Origin of the sequence: Arthrobacter sp. EpRS71 (assembly GCF_001512285.1) — a bacterium.
In the GTDB taxonomy this organism is placed as follows: Bacteria; Actinomycetota; Actinomycetes; order Actinomycetales; family Micrococcaceae; genus Arthrobacter.
In genome coordinates, this window is record NZ_LNUV01000006.1 from 1,166,119 (window position 1) to 1,188,438 (window position 22,320).

Genomic DNA, 22,320 nt, shown 5'->3' on the forward strand with positions numbered 1-22,320 from the left:
ACATAGTGTTCAGGGTGCCGGTGTGGGGAGCACTTCTTCGGCCAACCGCAGGGCTGCACGGACGGCCGGCGACGTTGCTGCCGGGTTCCACGCGAGACCGGAGAACAGCAGGACATCCTCCCCTTCCAAAGAGAGGAAGGCGGTGCCCGCCGGCATGATTCCTTTGATGGATTCGGGCATCAGGCTGATTCCCACACCACCCGCTACCAAGGAAAGTGCAGTGTACGGATCGGCCACTTCCTGGCTGATACGAGGCCGGAAACCAGCGGCGGCGCAGGCTGCGAACGTGACGTCCCGGAGTGTGGACCCTTGAGCGGCAGGCATGGTGATGAACGGGTCGCCTGCGAGTTCGGCCATCCCCACCGAGGTCTGCCCGGCCAACGGGTGGTCCGCGGGAACTGTGACCCCCAGACGCTCCGTGGCAATCCGGCGGGTGGCCAACGACGGCGAGTCGATGGGGAGGCCGATGAAGGCCAGATCCAGCACGTTGTTGCCCAACTGATGGAGTGCTTCCTGGGTCAGCAGCCCGCCATGCAATGTCACCTCCAGTTGCGGGTAATGCTGGCGAAGAGCACGCGCCAAAGGGGGAAGCGTGGTGTGGTTCAACGCCCCGGAAAAGCCAATGGCAAGCTTGCCGTAAACGGTCCCGGTTCCGGCGTTCACTGCCCGGCGGGCCAAGTCCACTTCGTCGAGGATTTTCCGGGCGTGCGGCAGCAGTGAATGCCCGGCTGCCGTTAGCGTGACAGACCTGGTGTTGCGTTCGAACAACGCCGACCCCACGTCCTTTTCCAGCTTCTTGATGGTTTGGCTCAGCGGTGACTGCGCCATCCGGAGCCGCTCCGCCGCGCGGCCGAAGTGAAGTTCTTCGGCCACCGCCAGGAAGGCCTCAATTTGCCGCAGTTCCACGTTGCCTCCCACATTTTCACGGTCAAGTGCAAGGCTATATTGGGTTCACGTCCGGGATGGCCGGGGTGGCCGGGATGGCCGGGGTGGCCGGGGTGGCCGGGGTGGCAGGGATTGCCGAGAGGGTAACGGGAGGCATCATGGCTAACTCAGCGTCGGGGGAGTCCGTCATTGAGCGTGTTGTGAAAATCATGGACGCGTTCTCCAAAGGCCAGCCGTGGCTTCCGTTGAAAGAACTGGTCCGGATTACCGGCATGTCCAGCAGTACCGTGCATCGGCTGGCCATGGACTTGGCCTCCAGCGGACTCCTGGAACGTAATGCTTCGGGGGAGTTCGGTGTCGGCATGAAGATGTGGGAGCTGGCCTCCCGCAGCAATCCCTTAGAGGAGTTCCGCCGTCGAGGTTTGCCGTTTCTGGAAGGCGTTCATGCGGCCGTCCGCGAGCACGTCTCGTTGTCCATACCGGACGTCGAGAACAACAGCGTGCTGTACCTGGAGCGTCTGGACCGGCATGGAACGGTGATGAATCTGGCCGAGGTGGCGGGCCGACTGGACATCCACACCACATCCTCCGGGATGGCCATGATGGCGCACATGCCGGGCTGGGTGCAGGACCGGTTCCTGGCCGGGACGTTGGAGAAAACCACTCCGGCTACGGAAACGGATCCTGCAAAAGTCAGGGCCAACCTCGCGCTGATCCGGGAGCGCGGCTACGCCCGTTTGGTCGGCGTCCTTGTGGAGGAGAACACCGCCTACTCCGTTCCCGTTTTCGGTCAGGGCCATGCGGTCATAGGTGCGATTTCCGTCGTCGTGCCTTCCGTTGACGAGGACGCCGGGCTGATTCTTCCGGTGCTGGTGGCCGCTGGCCGCGGCCTGTCACGGACCATGGGTGCTGAGCGTCGGCCCTACGGATCCCGCCCCTGGTTGTCTCCCACCGCCACTGACTAAGCCCTGCCTGTCCCGTTCAACGGGAAGTTTCCCCGCGACCTGTGACCTGGGTCCTACAGTCGAACCCAGAGGAACCATCGCCAGTGACCTGGACCACACATCCTGAATTCGTTATCAACGGTCACAGGATGGACTGCCCAACAAAGCAGCAGCCGGCGATTCGTGACTCATCTAATTCTTTGCCGGGCAAGGCACCATGGCGGTGCCACTTCCCGCGCACTCAATGAGGAGACAGTATGGGAAACGTGCAGCAGCACTCGCCCTCGGACGTCAACCCGGCAGCGCCGGTTGAGCACGTCAAAATGCCCAAGAAGGCGGCACTCGCCTCCTTCCTGGGATCCACCCTGGAGTACTACGACTTCTTCATCTACGGCACCGCCGCCGCCCTGATCTTCCCCAAGATCTTCTTCCCGGGCGGCGACCCCGTAGTGGCACTCCTTGGAGCGATGGCTACGTTCGGCGTCGGGTATCTGGCCAGGCCGTTGGGTGGCCTGGTGATGAGCCACTACGGCGACAAGATCGGCCGCAAACAAGCGCTGATGATCACGCTGGTGATCATGGGCGTCGCCTCCATCGGCATAGGATTCCTGCCCACGTACGGGCAGATCGGCTACTGGGCAACAGCGTTGTTGCTGGTAGGCCGTCTGGCCCAAGGATTCTCCGCCGGCGCCGAAGCTGCAGGTGCATCCACACTCACCATGGAGCACTCACCTGAAGGCCGCCGCGCGTTCTTCACCAGCTTCGTGATGACCGGGTATGCCTCGGGAATGGTGCTGTCCACGGTGGTCTTCATTCCTCTGGCCGCACTGCCCGAAGAGCAGCTCCTCAGCTGGGGTTGGCGTGTTCCGTTCTGGCTTTCGGTAGTGGTCCTCGCAGTGGCTTACTGGATCCGGACCCGTCTGGATGAACCGCCCGTGTTCGAAGAAATCGTGGAGCACAACAAACCCAAGGCAATCCCCGCCGTCGCAGTTTTCACAACGCAGTGGCGCGACGTCCTGCGCGTCGGCGTGGTGATGCTGTTCTCCGTCATGCAGACCACCTTCACCGTGTACGCCCTGGCCTACGCCACCGGACCGGCCGTGGGCATCGACCGCACCCTCATGCTTACCGTGAACGCTGTAACCATCGGCCTGTCCATGGTGACCATTCCCATCTCCGCCATGATCTCGGACCGCGTTGGCCGCAAGAAGGTCCTGCTGGTGGGAGCCCTCGGCTGCGCACTGACCACCATTGGCTACTTCTGGGCCATCAGCGGGCAGAACATCCCCCTGATTTTCCTGTTCGGCTTCCTGAACATGACCGTTTTCTACTCCTGCTGGAACGGTGTGTGGACGGTCTTCTTCCCGGAGATGTTCCCGGCAGCAGTCCGATACTCGGGCATGGCGATCGGCAGCCAGATCGGCTTGATCCTGGCAGGATTCGCACCCGCCATCGCAACGCTCCTTGCACAGCCCGGACCCAACGGTTGGTGGCCTGTAGCGGGCTTCACCATCCTTTGCCTGGCAGCCTCGGCCATCGCCATCATGACGGCCCGCGAGACCTACAACGTCCCGCTCGAGGACCTCGGCAAGCCGCGCAGCGCGCAGGTCAACAGATAAAGCACGACGCCGGGCGGCGGCTCCCAGCCGCCCGGCACCCGGCTTCGCCACCAATCAACGCAGCATTCCCAATCCACGCACCGCGCCCTTGACTCCGGCGCCCGCCATATCCGCACTCACTCCTACGACTCATGCCCTGAAAGTTGGATACCCATGACTTCGTCAGCAACCGCACCCCGCACCTTCCGCATTGGAATCGCGGGTTGCGGTGCCATTTCCCGAAACCACCTCGAGGCTTTCCGTGCCCTCAGCAACGTGCAGATCGTGGGTGTCTGCGATGTGGATGCGGACCGGGCAAGGGCCACAGCTGAGGCCTGGGGCATACCGAATGCGGTAACAAGCGTGGAGGAACTCCTCACCCTGCGCCTGGACATCGTTTCTGTCTGCACGCCACATCCCACGCACGAGGAAGTGGTGCTGAAAGCTGCGGCGGCAGGGGTGAACGTTCTCTGTGAAAAGCCAATTGCCACCAAACTGGAATCCGCCGAACGCATGGTGGCCGCCTGCGAGAAGGCCGGGGTTCAGTTGGGGGTACTTTTTCAGCGCCGCTTCTGGACGGCGTCGCAAAAGATCCGCACCGCCATCGACGACGGTACTTTGGGCAAGGCAATCATGGCCCAGTGCTCAGTGATGCTGCACCGTGCCCCGGAGTACTACAACCGCGATGCGTGGCGTGGCACCTGGGAGAGCGACGGTGGCGGAGTCCTGATGTCCCAGGCCGTTCACCAGATTGACCTTCTCCAGTGGTACTTGGGGGACGTCGCCGAGGTCTACGGCAAGGTCAACACGTACCGTCACGGCCGTGACATAGAGGTAGAGGATTCCGCGACGGCAGTGATCACCTTCACCTCCGGAGCCATGGCCACGCTGCAGGCCTCCACCGCGGTGTCTCCCAACCTCGGTATCCAGCTCCGCATTACGGGCGAAACCGGGGCTTCGGCCTCCCTCACGGAGTTCCCGGAAGGCAGCGACGGCCGGCTGGACCTGTGGGCGGTAGGCGAGAGAATCGTCGTCGAGCCTGTCCACCCCGAAGGCGTGGAGCCCAACGTGGACTTGTCCATCATCAACGGCCAGCTGATCCCGTTCCACAAACTGCAGGTTCAGGACTTTGTCCAGGCCCTGGAAAACGGGACGGAACCGGCCATTACCGGCAAGGATGCCCTCAAATCCTTGCGAATACTGCTCGCCGTCTACGAGTCCTCACGCACCGGCGAACCCGTGCGCTTCGCCCCCGCTCACCCCGCGCACGCAGCTATTCCCGCGATGCGTAACCGCGGGAAAGTGGCAGGCTAACCATGAACCCCTCGGCAGCAACTCCACTGACCCTGGGTCGCAACGGACGCACCCCCAAGACCCTCCGCAACCGCCTCGCTTCGGCCCCGATGGAACGCAACTACGGCACCACGGACGGCTTCATCACCGAGCAATACATCGACTACCTCGTCACCCGCGCCAAGGCCGGCCTCGGCATGGTCACCACGGAGGCCACCTACGTCCGCGCCGACGGCAAGGGGCGCACCCACCAACTCGGCCTGCACACCGATGACATGATCCCCGGGCTCCGCCGACTCACCGATGCCCTGCACGCAGAAGGTGCGCTCGCCGCCGTCGAACTCAATCACGGCGGACGTACCGCCCAAGCGGCAGTTTCGGGCTTCAAGAACCTCGCGCCGTCGGCGGTTCCATGCCCGACGGCGGGTGGTGAGGTTCCGCGGGAACTCACCGCGGCCGAGTGCTACGAACTCGTGGAGGCTTATGGGGCTGCGGCCCGCCGCGCGGTTGCCGCAGGATTCGACGTCATCAACCTGCACGGTGCCCACGGATACCTGATCCACCAGTTCATGTCGCCCATTTCGAACCACCGCACGGATGAGTTCGCGGCGCCGGAGTTCTTCATGAACCTGGTCATCGACGCCGTTCGGCAGGCTGTTCCGGACACGATCGTGGGCATGCGTGTCTCGGTAGTGGAAGGTCCGGCAGACGGCATCAGCGCTGAGCAGCAAGTGGCCATCATCGCCAAAGCCCACCTGGAGAAGCTCGACTTCCTGGACCTTTCCGCGGGCAGCTACGACGCCGGCGAATGGATCGTCCAGTCAGGGGAGTGGAAGCCCGGGATCCTTGCAGACTACGCCAAGGCCTACCGCCAGTTCGGGCTCCCGCTGGGTATGGCCGGACGGCTCAACAGCCCGGAAATCATCGAGGAAGTCCTATCCCAGGGCACCTGCGACTTCGTCAGCCTCGCACGCGCCATCCACGCCGATCCCGCGTTCGTGGGCGGGGTGCTGCGCGGCGACCGCTACCGGCCATGCATCGCGTGCAACGTGTGCATCGACAACCTTGGCCTCGGTCAGGTCACCTGCACGGTCAACCCGGCGGTTGGTCGGTCACGAGTTCCGGTTCCAACACCAGCCGTTCGTCCCGGAGCCAAAGTGCTGGTGGTGGGTGCAGGCCCGGCCGGCCTCACCGCAGCGCGTGAACTCGCCGAAGCCGGAGCCAGTGTGACGCTGATGGACGACGGCGTCCGGCCCGGCGGGCAGTTCGCGCTCGCCGAGCGCATGACATCGACGCCGGACTTCCACCGTTTTGCAGATTGGTCCAGCGCGGAAAACGACCGTCTGGGCGTTGAGGTTCGCTTGGGAGTCCACGTGGACACGTCCGACGCCGGCTCGCTGGTCCGCGATTTCGGCGCGCAGGCAGTGGTCATTGCGACCGGTGGCCGCCGGCCCTCTCCAGGGTTCGTGGGCGGCGACTCTCCGCAGGTCTCCGACATCCGGGATTGGCTTGCCGCCCACCCGGAAGTGCTCGACGTGCACCCGGAAAATCTCGACGCCGGCCTGGCCGGTTCCACGGGCAGCGCGCCGGTGGCTGTGGTCAGCGCGCCGGAGGCTGTGACCATTTGGGGTGCGGATTCCGTTGCCATGAGCGTGGCCGACACCCTTGCTGCCCTTGGTACTGCTGTGCTGATCGTCGGGCCACAGGAAGCCTTGGCTCCGGAGTCCGGCCGCCGGGCCAAAATCCTCGCAGTACCCCGGCTTGAAGCCAACCCGAAGGTACGGATCTTTCTGTCCAGCACCATCGAGGAGTTTGACAGTGCAGGGGAGCCTGGCGGCAATAGGGTGCGGATCAGTCATTCCGGTGTGGAGGACGAGTGGATTGACGCGCCGGGGGAGTTGCTGGTTTCCCGTTCGGTGCTGCCGCTGGACGGTCCGTTGACTGTTGAAGAACGGGAAGCCGAACTCAGCTCGGCCGCGTCCATCCCCATCGCCGTCGCCGGGACCGTTGTGGACAAGACACCGGCCATCGTGTCCAACGCGGTCAAGAGCGGTTACGACGCAGCCCAACGTATTGCCACGGCGCTGGCACTCACCCCCTCCGACACCTTCTCCGCCGCCGAGAACGCGGGAACGGTGCCAGACCGCCGGAGAGTTCCGGCGAATTCGCAGCATTCCAGCGACTTCGCGGACACCGGGCATGACTTCACCTTGAACGGAGCCCGAAAGTGACCACACCAACGCGCCGGCTGGGGATTGCCCAGCTCTCCCTCGTCGGAACCGCACCTCCGGATTTGGTGAGCATCGCGGCACAGGCGGGCTTCGACTTCATTGGAGCACGCGTCCGTCCTGTCACCACCACAGAGCGGCCGTATGACCTCCAGCCTGGCTCGCCAATGCTCAAGGAAACCCTGGAACGGATGGCGGATACAGGGATCACGGTTGCAGACATCGAGTTCCTCCTGTTGGACGGCACTGGCCTGCAGAACGGTCAGGATCAGCGCGAAGCCTGGCTGCACATGATGGAGGCGGGTCAAGCGTTGGGGGCATCAAGCCTGACCGTGGCCTGCGCCGACCCGGAGCTTGGTCGATTCGAAGACCACCTCGCGCAGATGACCCAGGACGGAAAGGCGTACGGAATCATGCCGACCTTGGAACCCATTGCCTACCAAACTGTCCGATCCATCCCACAAGCAGTGAGTTTGGCCCAGCGGGCGGGCTGCAGGATTGTTGTTGACGCCCTCCACGTCAACCGCTTCGGCGGGACTGCCGCTGAACTCGAAGCGGCAGCGGACCTGGTTCCCTTGATCCAACTCTGCGACGGTCCTGCCGCCGCGCCGGCAAGCAGGGAAGCCCTGATCCTCGAGTCACGCTCGGAGCGAGGTGTCTCCGGGGAAGGCGAATTCGACCTCCACAGCATTCTGGCGGCACTCCCGGCAGCGACCCCGGTGAGCATCGAAACGCCATCCGACCACAGGGTGGCCGGAATGGGTGAGCTCGCGTGGGCCAAACACCTCAAAGCGGCTGCCGATTCTGTCGTCAGCGCCGCAGCAGCCGAAGACACCGCAGCAGCTGAAGACACCTCAGGATCTAAACACACAGCACTCTCAGGGAGCAGCAAATGAACGGCAACACCCTCCACACCGTGGACTGCGACGTCCTGGTTATCGGCTCAGGTGCAGGTGGGATGTCCGCGGCTGTCACGGCTGCATTCCACGGGATGAAAGTCATCGTGGTGGAGAAGTCAGAGGTTTGTGGCGGCGCGACCTCTTGGTCCGGAGGCTGGGCTTGGGCGCCGGGCAACCCGTTGGCGAAGGCCGAAGGGGTTAACGAGGACAAGGAAACCTTCCGCACATACCTCCGGGAGGTTCTTGGGGACGACTACCAGGCTGAGAGGGTGGATGCCTTCCTTGAAGCGGCCCCGCATATGGTGGGCTTCTTCCAGAACAAGACCTCCCTCAAGTTCGTTCCCGGCAGCAAGATCAACGATATTTATGGCACGCTCCCCGGAGCAGGCACCGGCAATCGTTCGGTCGGGCCCAAGCCGCTGAACGCCCGCACCATCAAGCCTGGCCTCAGGGCAAAGATGCGACACCAGCTGTACGAGACCTCATTCCTGGGCATGGGCATTATGGCCGGCCCGGACCTCAGCAAGTTCCTGTCAGCATCGCAAGGCAACCCCAAAGGCTTGTTTCACGCGGGATGGCGCTTCGGATTCCACCTCCTGGACCTGCTGACGCACCGCCGCACCATGCAACTGGTCAACGGCACGGCGCTGACGGCCAGGCTCATGAAATCCGCGGACGACCTCGGAGTGGACATCCGTGTCTCCACCCCGGCCACAGCTCTGCTCAAGGACGAAAACGGGAAGGTGAGTGGCGCCGTCGTGCGTTCGCCTGAAGGCGAGGTGCAGATCAACGCGAGCCGCGGCGTCGTGCTGGCAACCGGCGGCTTCCCCAACGATGTGCAGCGGCGCAAGGAACTGTTCCCCAAGACGCCCACCGGCCGGGAGCACTGGACGCTGTCCCCGGCCGAAACCACGGGTGACGGCATCAACCTGGCGCAGGCCGTGGGTGCATATTTTACCACCGCAGTGAAGTCGCCGGCCGCCTGGTGCCCGGTGTCTTTGGTGCCGTACCGCAACGGCAGGACCGGGGTTTTTCCGCACATCATGGACCGCGCGAAGCCGGGCAGCATCGGCGTCCGCGCGGATGGGAAGAGGTTCGTCAACGAGGCCAACGGCTACTACGACTATGTTGAGGCGCTCGTGGCAGCCACACCCGAGGGTGAAACCGTGGAGTCGTGGCAGATTGCGGACAGCCGCTTTGTCCGCAAGTTCCCGTTGGGAATGGCCAAGCCGCTGCCCGTGCCGCTCTTTCCGTACCTGCGCTCCGGCTACCTCATCAAGGGGCGGACGCTGGAGGAACTGGCGATGAAATGCGGGATCGACCCCACGGAGTTGCGGCGGACCGTGGCGCGGTTCAACGCCAATGCACGGGCCGGGGAGGACCCCGATTTCGGCCGCGGCGAAACCGCGTTCAACCGCTACGGCGGCGACGCCACCCACGGACCCAATCCGTCGCTGGGGCCCATCGAGAAGGGGCCGTTCTATGCGGTGCGAGTGGTTCCGGGGAGCTTCGGGACCTTTGCGGGCGTGCAAACCGACGGACGTGGGCGGGCGCTCAACAACGACGGTCATCCTGTGGACGGTCTCTATGTTGCCGGCAACGATCAAGCCAACGTCATGGGCGGGCACTACCCGGCCGGCGGCATCAACCTGGGACCCGCTTTGACCTTCGGGTATATCGCTGGACGGGACCTCGCCGGCGTCGCTGTGTATGAGGACGACGGCACACCTGCGGATGTGGAACTCGCCCTCTAGAGACCGTTGTGGGGCCCGCTTTGCGCGCTTCGATGAGGGAATGCCACGCAGAGCGGGCCCCGCAACGCAGGGTGGGTTCGTTGTGGGGCCTGCTTTGCGCGCTTCGATGCGGGAATGCCGCGCAGAGCGGGCCCCGCAACGCAGGGTACAACGCAGGGTCAGCGCCGAGTGGGCTGCGGCGTCACGGGAACGGTGGGCGTCGGGGGAGGGGCCGGAGCCACGAAAGGCCCACTCGGGTACAGGGACGTGGCCGTCATCATGTAGTTGGCCCACTGCGGTCCCGCAATCATGTAACCATCCAAGGACTTGTAGAACTTGCCGTTGATGGTGATGTTTTGCCCGGCCCGCTGCTGACCCGCTGACGTGTCGCCGAAGAACGACGCCGTTGCAAGACTTGTGGTGTAACCGGCCACCCAGGTGGCGCCGTTGTTGTTGGACGTTCCCGTCTTGGCCGCCACCGGGACCTGGCCCTGGACCTTGGGGCTGATGTACACCCCCGATCCCATCTTCAGCACATCCTGCAGGACCGCGTTCACGCCCCGCGCCACGGTCGGCTTCACGGCCTCCCTGCATTCAGGCGTTTGGGCTTGAAACCTGCGCCCTTGGGCATCGCTGATCTCGGTGACGGCGATTGGCTTGCAGTAGGTGCCGTCGTTCGCAAAGGTGGCGTAGGCGCTCGCCAGCACCACAGGGGCCACCCCAATGGACCCAAGGAGGTTGCCGATCTGGTGCATGTTGACCGGCGCGTTGTCCAGGCCGCTGTGCAGGCCCACCGTGTCCACCATTTTTTGGATCCCGCAGAAGTCCAACTGGGCTGCGGTGGCAAAAGTGGCCGTGTTGATGGAGTTGTACAGGCCGTAATTGATGGGCATAGGACGGTAGTAGCCGTCGTCATTGTTTTGCAGGTCATCATCGGCGCCCAGGTTCTGGGCCTTCTGGGCGGTGCTGTAACCGCCAAGGACCCTGCCGCAGCTCGAGCGCCACGGGAAACCTACGGGATAGACCCTGCGGGAAGCGTCAACAACGGCGGTGGGATTCTTGCCTTCGTTGAGCCACTCCGCGTAGATGAAGGGCTTCATGGTGGAACCAGGCTGGAAACCGCCCGCACCATTGAGGTCATAGCCGTTCTCGTCCTTGGAGTCCACGTTGAAATTCAGCTGGGTGTCGTACTTTCCGTCTTCGGGTACGAACACCGTGTTTTGGGCCATGGCAAGGATTTTCCCGGTGCCCGGTTGAACGGTGGTCATCGCGGCACCCCACTTATCCGGGTTGGGGCCGGCGGAAGCATCAACCTGTTCCTGTGCGGCGTTCTGAAGCCGGCTGTCCAACGTGGTGGTGATGGTCAGACCGCCACGGTAAAGGAACCGTTCACGTTCCTCCACAGTGGATCCATAGGTCTCGTCGTTGAGGATGAGGTGGGAGACGTAGTCGCAGAAATAGGTGGCAAATGAGGTACCGGCGCAGCCTTGCAGGGACGGTGTGATGTTGAGCTCAACGGGAGTGGCCACTGCCACGCCGTGATCCACCGCCGTGATCTTGCCCTGTTCCAGCATTCGGTCCAGCACCAGATTGCGCCGGTTGAGTGCAGCTTGAGGGTCGACAATGGGGTCATAAATGCTGGGTCCATTGACTAAGCCAGCCAGGAGGGCTGCTTGGGGCAGGGTCAGGTCCATTGCGGAGGTGCTGAAGAAATAGCGGGATGCTGCTTCGATGCCATAGGCGTTCCGGTTGAAGAACACGATGTTCAGATATCCCTCAAGGATCTGATCCTTGCTGAACCGCTTCTCCAGCTCCAGTGCGAGCTTAACTTCGCGCAGTTTGTCACCCACGGTCTTCTGGCCGCTGAGCACCACATCCTCCGGACGCCCCTCGGACAGGCGGGATTCGTTGAGCACGTTGGTGACGTATTGCTGGGTCAGTGTGGAGGCGCCTTGCCGGGTGCCCTGGGTCAGGTTGGAACTTAGCGCCCGCATGATTCCCTGCGCGTCCACGCCCGCGTGCTCGTAGAAGCGGTTATCTTCAATCGCGATGATCGCCTTGCGGATGAACGGAGACATCTCCTCCAGCGGAACCTTCACGCGGTTCTCCGCATAGAAGGTGGCAATCAGCTGGCCGTCCGCAGACACCACGGTGCTGGAGAGGGAAGGGGAATCGACGTTGAGCTGGCTCGGCAGGCGTTGATAAAACCCGACGGAACCGCCCACTGTGGTGCTGGTGAAGGCAACCACTGGTGCCAGGAATCCTGTGATCAGCACCCCGCAGAGAGTGCTCACGAAGAAGAACCCGAAGACCCTGAAAAGGACCTTCCCCAGACCTATCTTTGGACCCTTGTTCCGCGCCATTTCGTGCCAATCCGTAGGGATAACCCGGCTGAAAAGTAGCTACAGAATACGTCCGGCAAAGCCGCGCGGCTACGGGTGGGGGACCCTAAAATGGTCCCAAATCGGACTCAATCCAGCGGCAGCGTTACCCTCACACTGGTGCCCCGCCCAACCGCGGAGTCGATGTCGACTGTTCCTCCGGCGTCGTGGACTGCTATGGACATCAGCAACAAGCCGAAACCGTGCCGCCGGCCACTGGGTGCGGCGTGGATTTCGAATCCGCTGCCGTCATCGGTGACGGTGAGCTGGATGCCGTGATAGACGGCGTTGAGGCGGACGGTGAGCTCGCTGGCATTGGCGTAGTTAAGGGTGTTGCTGAAGGTCTCTTGGGCTACGTGATAGAGGAGGGCGGCGGCTGTGGAGGAGATCTCGATGCCGTGATGCGGGGTGTGCCAATGGACCGTGACGCCCTCGCGCCGCAACGGTGCTGCAAGACGGTCGATGCATCCCGCGACACCCAGTGCGTAGAAATCCACGGGGTTCTGGTCCTGGATGATGCCCTTTACAGCCACCACCTCGGTTAGTGCTGATGCCTGATCCATTGCTTCCCCCACGTCGTTGTGATTCATACCTGAAATTCGTTGCCGAAACCCCTGTGTATGGGTGCTTCGTGCTTCCAGCGTGGCGCTGTTATATCAAGGAAGCTTTTCGATTTGCTCAAGTTCGCATCAAGTTTTGCGGGCGCTTGCCATGGGTGCACTGGTGGTGAGGAAGCGCCCGACGGCGGTCCTTGAGTACCGTCGTCGGGCGCTGTCCGCCCCCGGATCTAGCGGCGGCCGGGGCCCTGAGCCTGGGTGTACTGGCCCGCAGTCACTGTGCCCTGTTCCTCGGCACCACTCATGGAGCCGGTGGTCACCCCGGACTCAGCGTCAGCACTGCCACCGGTGTACACGGTGTACGTGGCCCCGTCGGTGATGGCCGAGGACGAGTACACCAAGGATGCGGTGGTCTTGGTGGTCACGAACGTCGCAACCACTGCTCCGGCGGAATCAACAATATGTACCGGGGTTCCGGCTGAGACCGACGAGTCGAACGTCACCTGCACACCCGACTGCGTGGACGAGGCACCCGGAGTCACCGCCATTCCGGCACTGCCTGCCGCTGCGACGGTGCCGCCGGTCACGGTGAGTTCACCGTTCACATCCAGCGCTCCGTTGCCGTCGTTGGTGGGACCGTTCACCACCACGGTGCCGCCGGAGATGGTGGCGTTTCCGTTGGAGTCCAAGCCGTCACCTTCGGCGTTGATGGTGAGCGTTCCACCGGAGACCTCCACGGTGTAGTCGCCCACCGTTTCGCCACCACCCATCCCGCCACCGCCGGGCCCGCCCATGCCAGCGGCGGCACCCGTATCCGCAGAAGTGGACGCGCCACCGGAGGCGTTCACGCCGTCGTCGTTCGCCGTGACGGAAACGTCGCCTCCGGTAATGGCGATGTGCTGTGCCTCCAGGCCTTCCTCGGACTCGGCCACGTTGACTGTTCCACCTGAAACGGTGAGCGTGTTGTAAGCCTTCACCCCGTCGTCGCCCGCATTGACGGTCAGCGAGCCGCCGCTGACCAAGAGCCAGCCGCGGCCTTCGTCGGTTTCGTTGTCAGCCTTCACTCCGTCCCCGCCGGCAGTCACCTGGTAGGCGCCGTCCAGCAGCACGGTGTAGTCCTTGCCCCGGATGCCGTCGTCCACTGCGTCCACGGTGACCTTGCCCGCGGCCATCACCAAGCCATCCTTGGACACGATGCCGTCGTTGGACTCCCCGTTGACGGTGAGGGAACCGGTCCCGGCGATGGTCAGATCTGCCATGGAGTAGAGGGCCGCGTTGGGCGCGTCCTCGCTTTGGTCGGCGTAGCTGGTGGCGTCGGTCAACGTGTTGGTGCTGCCGTCTTCCAGATACACGATCGCTTCGTCCGCGCTCTGCACCACGAACGGTGACCCGGTGGAGTTGCCCAGTTCCACGCCGTCCAGGATGATGCGCACCGTATCTTCTTCTCCCGCTGCCACCACGATCTGCCCGTCACTGAGGGAGCCGCTGAGGCGGTACGTTCCGGCGGCGCTGATGGTGACGGTGTTGCCGTCAACGGCCACCCCGGTGGAGGACGACGACGTCACTTTGCTGCCGCCGTCGGCCAGGCTGATTGCCACTTCAGTTGCGGCGTCCCACGTGAGGTCGTCGCTGTCGTAGTGGGTGTCTTCCTCAATGGTGGCGGCGGTGACGGCCTGCTGGGTGGTGGTGGTGCTGGACGTGGTGCCGGTGGAGGTGGACGTGGAACTCGTGGCGGCGGTGGAGCAGCCTGCCAGGGAGATGGCCAAGGCGACGGCGGCAACGGAAAGGGAAGTGCGGAAGGAGCGCATGGTGGATTCCTAGGTCTGTGGAGGGAATGTCTGTGGAAGGGGCGGTCAAAGCAGGGGACGGTCAGTGGAGGGGGCGCAGGGGCATCCTGCGGCGAAGGGTTTGGTTCCAGCGGTTGGCGGGGAGCTCGGGATGGAGGGCGGCCATGCCGGTGGCGAACTTGGAGATGCGGCACGGGCGGACACCGTGTGCCCACAAGTGCCTGTCCAGAGGGCCGGGAGCGGAACCGGATTTTGTTTCCACCACCACCGCGTTGTCCAAAACCCAGGGCTCGCCATCGGGGGCCTGCCATGTGACATCGGAGTCGATGGTGGCGCGGCTGCCGGATCCGGGGAGGTACAGGGTGGTGCGGTCGTAGCGGGTGGACAGGACCGGCTCCAACGGGCCGAACGCGACGTCGCCGATGGTTGCCGCGAGTGTCTCGTTGACGTACGCCAGCCCCTCCTCGGTCAACCGGTCGCGGTCGCACAGCTCATAGGGGATGCGCTCTTTCACGGTGGCCTCGCGGGCGCCTTCGGTCTTGACTTCCAGGAAGCTCACGGCGCTGTCCACATAGGTTCGTGTGCGGATCTTGAACCGACGGCGCCGGCCATGAGCGGCCAGCATGTAGCTGTCCAAACCGGGCGTATCGAAGTAGACGGAGTCGTAATCGAAGGTCCGCTTCCCGTCCATTTCCAAGACCCGGGCCTCGGTGCTGAACGTGCTGAGGACCTTCCGTGCCGTTGCCGATGGAACCAGATACTTCCGATCAACCCGGGTCAGCAGCGCGGCTTCCGTGGTGAGTTCTTCAAGCCCGACGGCGGGCAGCTCGCTCAGCTGCGGGATGATCGGCTGGGCGTCGATGCGGCTCATGCGACACCGGCCGAGGTGGGTACGGACTGCTGGGTTTGCTGCGGCGCAGGCTGCGGGGACTGGGCCGGCAGTTCCTCCGGCGCCGGGGTCAGCGCGCCGGCCGGCTGGTTGAAGCCCAGCTGTGAGTGCCGCGGCTGGGACAGGTCCTGGTGGAGGGGGCGGACCGCGTACCGGACGTCCACAATGGTCTTGTCGTTGACGAGGTCCAGTTCCTGGATGGTGGCCGAATGAACAGTGCCGTTGAGGACTTCCTCCAGCCGGGCGTAGAGCTCGGGCTCGCTGTTGATGGCCCGGTCCAGCACCACCAACTGGTGGCGGTAGGCCGGGAGGACCCGGGGGTTGTCGCCGACGAACATCACCAGCAGAACCAACGCCATGAGGGACAGCGTCAGCCAGAGCGGCTCGACGCCGATGCCTGCGATCAGTCCCAACGCCAACGCCGAGAAGTAGTAGGCAACTTCATGCTGGGCGAGTTCCGTGGACCGGAGGCGGATGATGGAGAGAACACCAAACAAACCCAGTCCCAGGCCAACACCAGCGGCCGAACCGGACAATGCTGTGGCGACGGCCAGGACGCCGACGTTCATGCCCAGGTAAGAAACAACCAGGTCGCGGCGCCGGTGCCGGCGGAGGTAGAGGGCGAGCGTCAAAAGGGTGATGGCGGCCAGGTCTGCCGCTATGAGGATGATGGTGTTCATCAGTTACTCCGGAATCTCTTGGGGGATTGATCTCCACTTTTCCCGGCGAGGCTGTGTTGAAACTGTGCCGGGACCAAGGCTGGGATATGTGTTTCGACGGCGGTGGCTTCCGTTGGCGTGGCCCGCGCCTTCCGGACGAACAAGAACCGCTGCTGCACCACGTAACTGATGCCCAGCAGGGTCAGTTCGGTGCCGAGCTTGGCCAGGAGGTCCGGGACAGCCAGCGATGTGAGGGTCCACATCGCGGCGTAGTTGGCGGACAACAGGACGAGCACCAGGGCTGCATATCCTGTAGCCGCGGCACGGAACGAGGTATCCCGCCCGTGGTCAAAAACGAATCGACGATTGATCATGAAGTTCACCGTGGCGCTCACCAGCCGGGCCCCCACCACCGCCAGCAGAAGGGAGTCCGTCACGGCGCTCAGGAGCAGGAACATCACCAGGTCCACCGCGAACGCGGACAGGGATGAACCGAGGAACATCAACAGGGGCGCGTAGATCCTGATCGAGTCGGCCACGGGGCGGAAGTGCGAGCCCGAGTTGTGGTCCAGATATACCGTGGCTATTTCCACACTCTTGATGCCGTAGCCGGCCTGCTTCGCCTCCAGCAGCAGGTTGAGTTCGTACTCGTACCGCTGCCCACGGACGGTCAGCAGCCAAGGGATCATATCCGCCCGGTAACCGCGGAGGCCCGTTTGCGTGTCCGTGATCCGTTGACCGGTCGCGAGCCTGAACAGACCCCGCGTTACTGTGTTGCCGAACCTGCTCCGGGCGGGGACGTTTCCGGTGAAGTTCCGGCAGCCCAGGACCATCGCAGCCGTGACGTGACGGACGCGGTCGGATACGGCAAGAATGTCGGCCACTCCGTGTTGGCCGTCGCTGTCAGCGCAGACCACGTCATGGCCCGGGAATCGCTCGGCGATGAAGGCGAAACCGCTCTTCAGGGCGTGGCCCTTGCCGCCGTTCACGGCGTAACTGAGCACATGGCACCCAAGCCGGGCAACGGCGTCGAACGTGTCCTTATAGTCAGGCCCGGAACCGTCGTCCACCACCACGATGGTCAGCCACGGATCGGCTTCCTGAAGATTGCGGACAAGGGCCGTGAGCTGGTGGTCCGGCTCGTACGCCGGTATGAGGATGATCATGACTGGGCGATGTAGAGGATGTCCGAGGTGCCGCGCTCTTTGTTCTCGCCCAGCGGGTTGTTCACCAGGGAACCGTTGAAGTACATGGTGGAGGAGCCGCCGCCGTCGATGTTGTATGCGGTGGTGGCCCCTAGGTCCTTCATGATCTGGGCCAGGCCGGTCATGGTGACACCGGCGCTGTAGCCGGGACTGCGGCCGTCCACTACCACGAACACCAGGTGGTTCTCATCGATCACGCCCACGGCCGTGCGGGGCTGCTCGCCCTGGATGGAGTGGTTGCCGAAGTTGGTATCAACCTCCACGTCTTCGATGCCCGAGGCGATCTGGCCGTTGTCCAGCAGCGAAGGCCCGAAGGAGAGCGTGTTCCACACGCCGTCCGCGATGAGCTGGTCGGCGGTGGTGGTGGTCTCGTCGTACACCTTGACGGTGCCGTCCTTGTAGAAGGCGAGCCCTTGCCGCGCACCCTCATCCCGGTACACCACACCGTTGCGGATCACGATGCCGGTGTCGCGGAAGCCGTAGTAGTCGCCGTTGATGGCGAAGATCGCGTTGTGGTCCTCGGCGATCGCGGACGTGGTCTCGGTGATGTTCTCGCCATAGGTATCCTCGGCGAATGCCGACTTCAGCGTGGTGGCATCATCAAGCACGACGTCGGCAACGTAGTAGGTGACGGTGTCGTCACCGCTGCCGGTGGTCACGGTTGAGACAGTGACACCCGTGTCGCCCGAGGTGTACGAGGTATCGGTGACCACGGCGCTCGCCGACGTGTCAGCGGAAGTGGCGTCCGTCGTCGTGGTTGTGGTGGTTCCGGCCTGGCTTGCCTCGTACTCGGAGACGTTGGTGATCTCAGCGTGCGGGACCACGAACCGGTCAAGTGCCCAGGCGGCAGCACCACCGGCAGAAAGAGTGACCGCCAGAACGGCGGAGATCACGGCGCGCCGTGTCCGGCCGCCCTTACGGTGTTCAGTCTGTGGAGGAGTCATTCCTCATTTCTACGGAGCAAGGCTACGCCGGAGGTTTGCCCAACATATGCGGGGGCTGTGAAGGTCTAGATCTTGTTGCCTGCCGCCAAGGCCGCCTGTTCAATGCGTGCCCGGTGGGCTGCCCATTCTTCCGAGGTCCGGCCCGGAATGTTCGGATCCCCGGGCCTCTGTCCCGCGGAGCCGTCAATGAGCTCCCTGATGATGTCTGCATGCCCTGCGTGGCGGGCGGTCTCCACGCACATGTGAACCAGGATCTGGTGGAGCGTTACGTTCTTCTTCTCCTCAGACCACCACGGCACCACGCCCGGCGCATCCAACGGGAGGGCCGGGTGACGGGGCCGGGGCCGCCGAGTTCGCTGGAAACATGCCAACACCCCCGGGTATCTCCATCGAACTCGCAGCGTTCCCGCGACCTGGCGCACGTGTCCAGGTACTGCTTTATTCCTCCCTTCCACCTGGCGTTGACTACAACGCAAGCCAGTGGAGGGCCCCGGCCAAAAGACGCCGGACCAGGCCCATCCACGAGTGTTAGGAGCAACTCCTTGTCACTAGAATTTCCTCGCAGAACCCTGCTTCAGGGCGCCGGTGCCCTGTCCCTCGCAGCCGTGGTCAGCTCGATGTTTGCCCGGAATGCCTGGGCCGAAACCGCACCGGATGCCACGGAGTTCGCAGCGTTGCGCAACCGTTGGGTGGACCAACTCACCGGCCGGAATGTCATCCAATCAGGCGACGCAGACTTCGCCGCAGCGATCACCGCTCTGAACAACAAAGCCGCCGACTCCTTGGCAAAGCTCAACAGGGCACCCGGCCGCGCATCGGTGTTCACGGATCTGTCCTTCGCCAAGGACGCCGAGATGGTCACCACCTACACTCGCCTGTCCCAGCTTGCTACGGCTTGGGCCACACCCACGGCGGCTGTGTTTGGGGATGCCTCAGTACTGTCAGACATCAAAGCCGGCCTCGCTGATGCCAACACCCTTTGCTACAACCACACCAAGGAAGAAGTGGGCAACTGGTGGTCGTGGGAGATCGGTGTGCCCCGGGCTTTGGCCGACGCCATGGTGCTGCTGCACGCCGAGCTCTCCGCTGCCGAGATCCAGGCCTACTCCGCAGCCATCGACCACTTTGTCCCTGATCCGTGGCTGCAGTTCCCGCCCAAACGCGGCAAGATCACCTCGGTGGGGGCAAACCGCGTGGATCTGTGCCAGGGAATCATCATCCGGTCCTTGGCTGGAGAGGACACTCCCAAGCTCCAGCACGCCATCGCCGGCCTGAGCCAGGTGTGGCAGTACGTCACCAGCGGCGACGGAATTTTCCGGGACGGCTCGTTCATCCAACACAGCACCACGCCGTACACCGGCTCTTATGGGGTTGTGCTGCTGAACGGCCTGTCCAAGCTGTTTGCACTGCTGGGCGGCACTGGCTTCGAGGTCTCTGACCCATCCCGCAGCATCTTCTTCGACGCCGTAGAGGGATCGTTTGCGCCGCTCATCATCAACGGAGCCATGGCTGATTCGGTGCGCGGCCGGAGTATCAGCCGTGAGGCCAACACGGGCTATGACCTCGCCGCCACCAGTATTGAAGCCATCCTCCTCCTGGCCCGCGCCATGGACAGCGCCACGGCAACCCGATGGCGGGGCCTCTGCGCCGGCTGGATCACGCGCAATACCTACCGCCCCATTCTGTCCGGGGCGAGCGTTCCCCGGACAGCTTTGGTCAAAGAACTGCTGGCGGCCGGCGTTGCGCCTGTGCCGGAGTCCCGGGGCCACCGCCTCTTCCCGGCCATGGACCGCACCATTCATCGGGGGAGCGGCTGGGCGTTGTCGCTGTCCATGGCCAGCAACCGCATTGCCTGGTACGAATGCGGCAACGGCGAGAACAACCGCGGCTATCACACAGGTTCAGGCATGACCTACTTCCACACCGCGGACCTCGGCCAGTACGACGACGCCTTTTGGGCCACCGTCAACTACAACCGACTCCCCGGCACCACCGTGGACACCACGCCTTTGCCGGACAAGGTGGAAGGCGAATGGGGTGCGGCCGTCCCGGCCAACGAGTGGACTGGCTCTGCCGCACTGGGTGAGGTTGCCGCCGTCGGGCAGCATCTGGTGGGTCCGGGCCGTACTGGCCTTTCGGCGCGGAAGTCCTGGTTCGTCAGCGGCGACGTTACCGTCTGCCTTGGTGCGGACATCACCACTGCTTCCGGAGCCAGGGTGGAAACAATTGTTGACCACCGCAACCTCCACCAAGGCACCAACGCGCTCACGACGGCGTCGGGCACCATTGCGGAAACGGCCGGTAACGCTGTTGCGCTGAGTGACGATCGCTGGGTCCATCTGGAAGGATTTGGTGGCTACGCCGTACTGGATTCCTCCCCATTGACGGTGCTCCGGGAGAGCCGCTCCGGAAGCTGGTCGGGAGTGAACATCAACGGCAGTACCACCGTGCAGCAACGGAACTTCGCCACCATCTACGTGGATCACGGTGCGGGTGGAGCGCCACAAAGCTACGCGTACCTGGTGGCTCCGGGTGTGTCTGCCAAGGACTGCAGCAAGCTGGCGAAGGGCAACAAACATGTGGTGATCCGCAACGATTCAACGGCGCAGTCGGTGGAGTTCACGGCAGAGAAAACTACGGCGGCAACGTTCTGGAAGCCCGGAACGGCAGGCAACCTTGGCGCATCCGGCCCCGCGTGCGTGGTGTTCTCACGGCACGGCAACGTCCTCAGCCTGGCTGTCAGTGAGCCAACACAAAAGGCTTCCAGCCTCACGTTGACGTTGCCTGAGGGCACGTGGTCCAGCGTGCTGGAAGGTGCGGGCACGCTGGGAACGGACGCCGCGGGCAAAACTACCCTGACGTTGGATACGGCCGGGCTTAGTGGGCAGGTGAGGGTGGTGAAACTCCGCCGCTAGACCTCCCGTTGTGGGGCCCGCTCTGCGCGTTATTCCGGGTGTTAGGGGCGTAAAGCGGGCCTCGCAACACGCTAGATAGGGCTAACCACCTTGGCCCCGCAGGAATCACGGACCACAATCCTTGGCCGCAAACGGATCTGATACAACGGGCAAGCATCGCCCTCGGTCAACCGGCGCAGCAGGACATCGGCAGCCATGACACCCAGCCGATGCTTGGCGGGGGAGACCGCCGTCAAGGGAATCTGCGCGAGGTCGGCCATTTCGTCGTCGTAGGAAACCAAGGCAAGGTCTTCCGGCACCCGGATGCCTTGCCTCGAAGCGGCCCCTTCCAACAGCGCCGCTTCGCGGTCGCCGAAGACCAAAGCTGCTGTCGCGCCGCTGCCCGCCAGGAGTTGGAACATGTGCTCGGCCTGATCCGCTTCCCATTCGGGCTTGGTGGCGCTGAACGCCATGCGGTGATGCCCGCTGTTGTCCAGTCCCAAGGAATTGTCCAGCCCCAAAGCCTCGACGGCGGCCGCGTACCCGGCGATCACCGCGGCCTGGGTGGGGTTGCTGCTTCGCGCGGCCTCGTTCGCCCGCGTGAGCAGCCCAATCTTTCGGTGACCCAAGCGGTGAAGGTGCATCACGGCGTCGAACGCCCCGCCTTGGTGATCCGAACAGACGTGTTCGGTCCTGTCTCCCGGCCCCAGATCATCCAGGCTACGTTCCAGCAGCACCACAGGAACGGGGAGGGCCATGAGCTCGGCCACCCGCTGCTGGGGATTGTCCAAACCGGTCAGTGTTGGCACCAGGATGAGCCCGTCCACACCGGCATCCAAGAGAAACTCGATGCTGGCGTTTTCCCGGGTGAAATCATAGTGGTAGGTGGAGAGCTGCAGGCTCGCGCCGCGGGAGGACAGGTGTTCCTCGATGCCTTGCAGTACCTGAGGGTAGTAAAGCTGGGTATCCGGCAGCAGGACACCAATCACGTATCGGGAGCGCTTTTGCGAGCGCTGCGGCGCGGCGACGAAGCTCCCGGCACCCTGCCGCCGGACCACCAGACCCTTGTCCACCAGGTCCTCGAACGCCCGCCGAACCGTGGTGAGGGACAGTCCGGTGTCCAGGGACAGTTGCTGCTCGGTGGGCAGCTTGGTTCCCACGGCCCATGTCCCTGCCAAAATGCCCCTGCGCAGGTTGTCGCTGAGGTTCTGGAATTTCAGGTTCTGCTTGGCGGTGTCGCGGACGGTCGCCGAGGCAGGCTCAGCATGGACGGTCTGCGGGTTCTTTCTTGGCATGATCAAACTCCACCTGTGAACGGACGATTACTCCTATCCTGCACCAGAGTTTAGGGAGTATTTAGAGACTAATTTCCTGAGTATGCAAAAGTTCTGGGGAATGCTCATTGATTCCTCGTGTGCAGGTTG

The 22,320-nt window shown here is 63.6% G+C and carries 16 protein-coding genes and 1 pseudogene; 7 read left to right on the forward strand and 10 right to left on the reverse strand.

The genetic code is table 11. The annotated features are described in order from the left end of the window. Positions 1-9: 9 nt before the first annotated feature. Positions 10-906: a LysR family transcriptional regulator gene (locus AR689_RS15750; RefSeq protein ID WP_062073836.1), complete on the reverse strand. Its 897-nt coding sequence runs from the start codon at positions 904-906 to the stop codon at positions 10-12. 137 nt (positions 907-1,043) lie between these two features. Here AR689_RS15750 and AR689_RS15755 point away from each other — a divergent pair, with 137 nt between their 5' ends. From AR689_RS15755 to AR689_RS15780, 6 genes are all read left to right on the forward strand, one after another. Further along, positions 1,044-1,850, forward strand: coding sequence for an IclR family transcriptional regulator (locus AR689_RS15755; RefSeq protein WP_062073837.1), 807 nt, complete (start codon positions 1,044-1,046; stop codon positions 1,848-1,850). A gap of 236 nt (positions 1,851-2,086) precedes the next feature. Then, entirely contained in the window at positions 2,087-3,448 is a 1,362-nt protein-coding gene (locus AR689_RS15760) for an MFS transporter (RefSeq protein WP_062071616.1), read from the forward strand. 153 nt (positions 3,449-3,601) lie between these two features. Then, on the forward strand, positions 3,602-4,741 hold the full coding sequence (locus tag AR689_RS15765; protein WP_062071618.1) for a Gfo/Idh/MocA family protein: 1,140 nt from the start codon (positions 3,602-3,604) through the stop codon (positions 4,739-4,741). 2 nt (positions 4,742-4,743) lie between these two features. Then, positions 4,744-6,951, forward strand: coding sequence for an oxidoreductase (locus AR689_RS15770; RefSeq protein WP_082697995.1), 2,208 nt, complete (start codon positions 4,744-4,746; stop codon positions 6,949-6,951). Continuing rightward, a complete protein-coding gene (locus AR689_RS15775) occupies positions 6,948-7,844 on the forward strand; it encodes a sugar phosphate isomerase/epimerase family protein (RefSeq protein WP_062071620.1) in 897 nt (298 codons plus the stop codon). The genes AR689_RS15770 and AR689_RS15775 overlap by 4 nt, the downstream gene beginning before the upstream one ends. Next, positions 7,841-9,601 carry an FAD-dependent oxidoreductase gene (locus tag AR689_RS15780; protein WP_062071622.1) on the forward strand — a complete coding sequence of 587 codons (1,761 nt, stop codon included), beginning with the start codon at positions 7,841-7,843 and terminating at the stop codon, positions 9,599-9,601. Before AR689_RS15775 ends, AR689_RS15780 begins: the two co-directional genes overlap by 4 nt. 158 nt (positions 9,602-9,759) lie before the next feature. Here AR689_RS15780 and AR689_RS15785 read toward each other — a convergent pair whose 3' ends face one another. From AR689_RS15785 to AR689_RS15820, 8 genes and pseudogenes are all read right to left on the reverse strand, one after another. Then, positions 9,760-11,943 (reverse strand): transglycosylase domain-containing protein, encoded by a 2,184-nt coding sequence (locus AR689_RS15785; protein WP_062071624.1) that lies wholly within the window; start codon positions 11,941-11,943, stop codon positions 9,760-9,762. A 107-nt stretch (positions 11,944-12,050) separates the two neighbouring features. Continuing rightward, positions 12,051-12,551: a sensor histidine kinase gene (locus AR689_RS15790; RefSeq protein ID WP_231745550.1), complete on the reverse strand. Its 501-nt coding sequence runs from the start codon at positions 12,549-12,551 to the stop codon at positions 12,051-12,053. A gap of 197 nt (positions 12,552-12,748) precedes the next feature. Continuing rightward, complete coding sequence (locus AR689_RS15795; RefSeq protein WP_062071626.1) at positions 12,749-14,326, reverse strand: carbohydrate-binding domain-containing protein; 1,578 nt, start codon at positions 14,324-14,326, stop codon at positions 12,749-12,751. Positions 14,327-14,387: 61 nt separating this feature from the next. Further along, positions 14,388-15,176 carry a polyphosphate polymerase domain-containing protein gene (locus tag AR689_RS15800; RefSeq protein WP_062071628.1) on the reverse strand — a complete coding sequence of 263 codons (789 nt, stop codon included), beginning with the start codon at positions 15,174-15,176 and terminating at the stop codon, positions 14,388-14,390. Next, positions 15,173-15,874: a DUF4956 domain-containing protein gene (locus AR689_RS15805; RefSeq protein WP_062071630.1), complete on the reverse strand. Its 702-nt coding sequence runs from the start codon at positions 15,872-15,874 to the stop codon at positions 15,173-15,175. The genes AR689_RS15800 and AR689_RS15805 overlap by 4 nt, the downstream gene beginning before the upstream one ends. After that, on the reverse strand, positions 15,874-17,019 hold the full coding sequence (locus tag AR689_RS15810; protein ID WP_062071632.1) for a bifunctional glycosyltransferase family 2/GtrA family protein: 1,146 nt from the start codon (positions 17,017-17,019) through the stop codon (positions 15,874-15,876). Before AR689_RS15810 ends, AR689_RS15805 begins: the two co-directional genes overlap by 1 nt. Next, a complete protein-coding gene (locus tag AR689_RS15815) occupies positions 17,016-18,002 on the reverse strand; it encodes a phosphodiester glycosidase family protein (protein ID WP_062071634.1) in 987 nt (328 codons plus the stop codon). The genes AR689_RS15810 and AR689_RS15815 overlap by 4 nt, the downstream gene beginning before the upstream one ends. 65 nt (positions 18,003-18,067) lie before the next feature. Then, positions 18,068-18,328, reverse strand: a pseudogene (locus AR689_RS15820) (mycothiol transferase); the annotation flags it as partial. Positions 18,329-18,544: 216 nt separating this feature from the next. On the opposite strand from AR689_RS15820, the gene AR689_RS15825 reads away from it, so the two are divergent. After that, positions 18,545-20,917, forward strand: coding sequence for a polysaccharide lyase 8 family protein (locus tag AR689_RS15825; RefSeq protein ID WP_062071636.1), 2,373 nt, complete (start codon positions 18,545-18,547; stop codon positions 20,915-20,917). A 71-nt stretch (positions 20,918-20,988) separates the two neighbouring features. Here AR689_RS15825 and AR689_RS15830 read toward each other — a convergent pair whose 3' ends face one another. After that, positions 20,989-22,191, reverse strand: coding sequence for a GntR family transcriptional regulator (locus tag AR689_RS15830; protein WP_062071638.1), 1,203 nt, complete (start codon positions 22,189-22,191; stop codon positions 20,989-20,991). Positions 22,192-22,320: the final 129 nt, after the last annotated feature.

What these genes read in the sequence shown, in the direction of transcription:
- AR689_RS15795 (WP_062071626.1), bottom strand. Translation starts at nt 14,326, where the DNA reads ATGCGCTCCTTCCGCACTTCCCTTTCCGTTGCCGCCGTCGCCTTGGCC.
- AR689_RS15785 (WP_062071624.1), bottom strand. Translation starts at nt 11,943, where the DNA reads ATGGCGCGGAACAAGGGTCCAAAGATAGGTCTGGGGAAGGTCCTTTTC.
- AR689_RS15805 (WP_062071630.1), bottom strand. Translation starts at nt 15,874, where the DNA reads ATGAACACCATCATCCTCATAGCGGCAGACCTGGCCGCCATCACCCTT.
- AR689_RS15770 (WP_082697995.1), top strand. Translation starts at nt 4,744, where the DNA reads ATGAACCCCTCGGCAGCAACTCCACTGACCCTGGGTCGCAACGGACGC.
- AR689_RS15780 (WP_062071622.1), top strand. Translation starts at nt 7,841, where the DNA reads ATGAACGGCAACACCCTCCACACCGTGGACTGCGACGTCCTGGTTATC.
- AR689_RS15800 (WP_062071628.1), bottom strand. Translation starts at nt 15,176, where the DNA reads ATGAGCCGCATCGACGCCCAGCCGATCATCCCGCAGCTGAGCGAGCTG.
- AR689_RS15790 (WP_231745550.1), bottom strand. Translation starts at nt 12,551, where the DNA reads ATGAATCACAACGACGTGGGGGAAGCAATGGATCAGGCATCAGCACTA.
- AR689_RS15815 (WP_062071634.1), bottom strand. Translation starts at nt 18,002, where the DNA reads ATGACTCCTCCACAGACTGAACACCGTAAGGGCGGCCGGACACGGCGC.
- AR689_RS15755 (WP_062073837.1), top strand. Translation starts at nt 1,044, where the DNA reads ATGGCTAACTCAGCGTCGGGGGAGTCCGTCATTGAGCGTGTTGTGAAA.
- AR689_RS15830 (WP_062071638.1), bottom strand. Translation starts at nt 22,191, where the DNA reads ATGCCAAGAAAGAACCCGCAGACCGTCCATGCTGAGCCTGCCTCGGCG.
- AR689_RS15810 (WP_062071632.1), bottom strand. Translation starts at nt 17,019, where the DNA reads ATGATCATCCTCATACCGGCGTACGAGCCGGACCACCAGCTCACGGCC.
- AR689_RS15760 (WP_062071616.1), top strand. Translation starts at nt 2,087, where the DNA reads ATGGGAAACGTGCAGCAGCACTCGCCCTCGGACGTCAACCCGGCAGCG.
- AR689_RS15765 (WP_062071618.1), top strand. Translation starts at nt 3,602, where the DNA reads ATGACTTCGTCAGCAACCGCACCCCGCACCTTCCGCATTGGAATCGCG.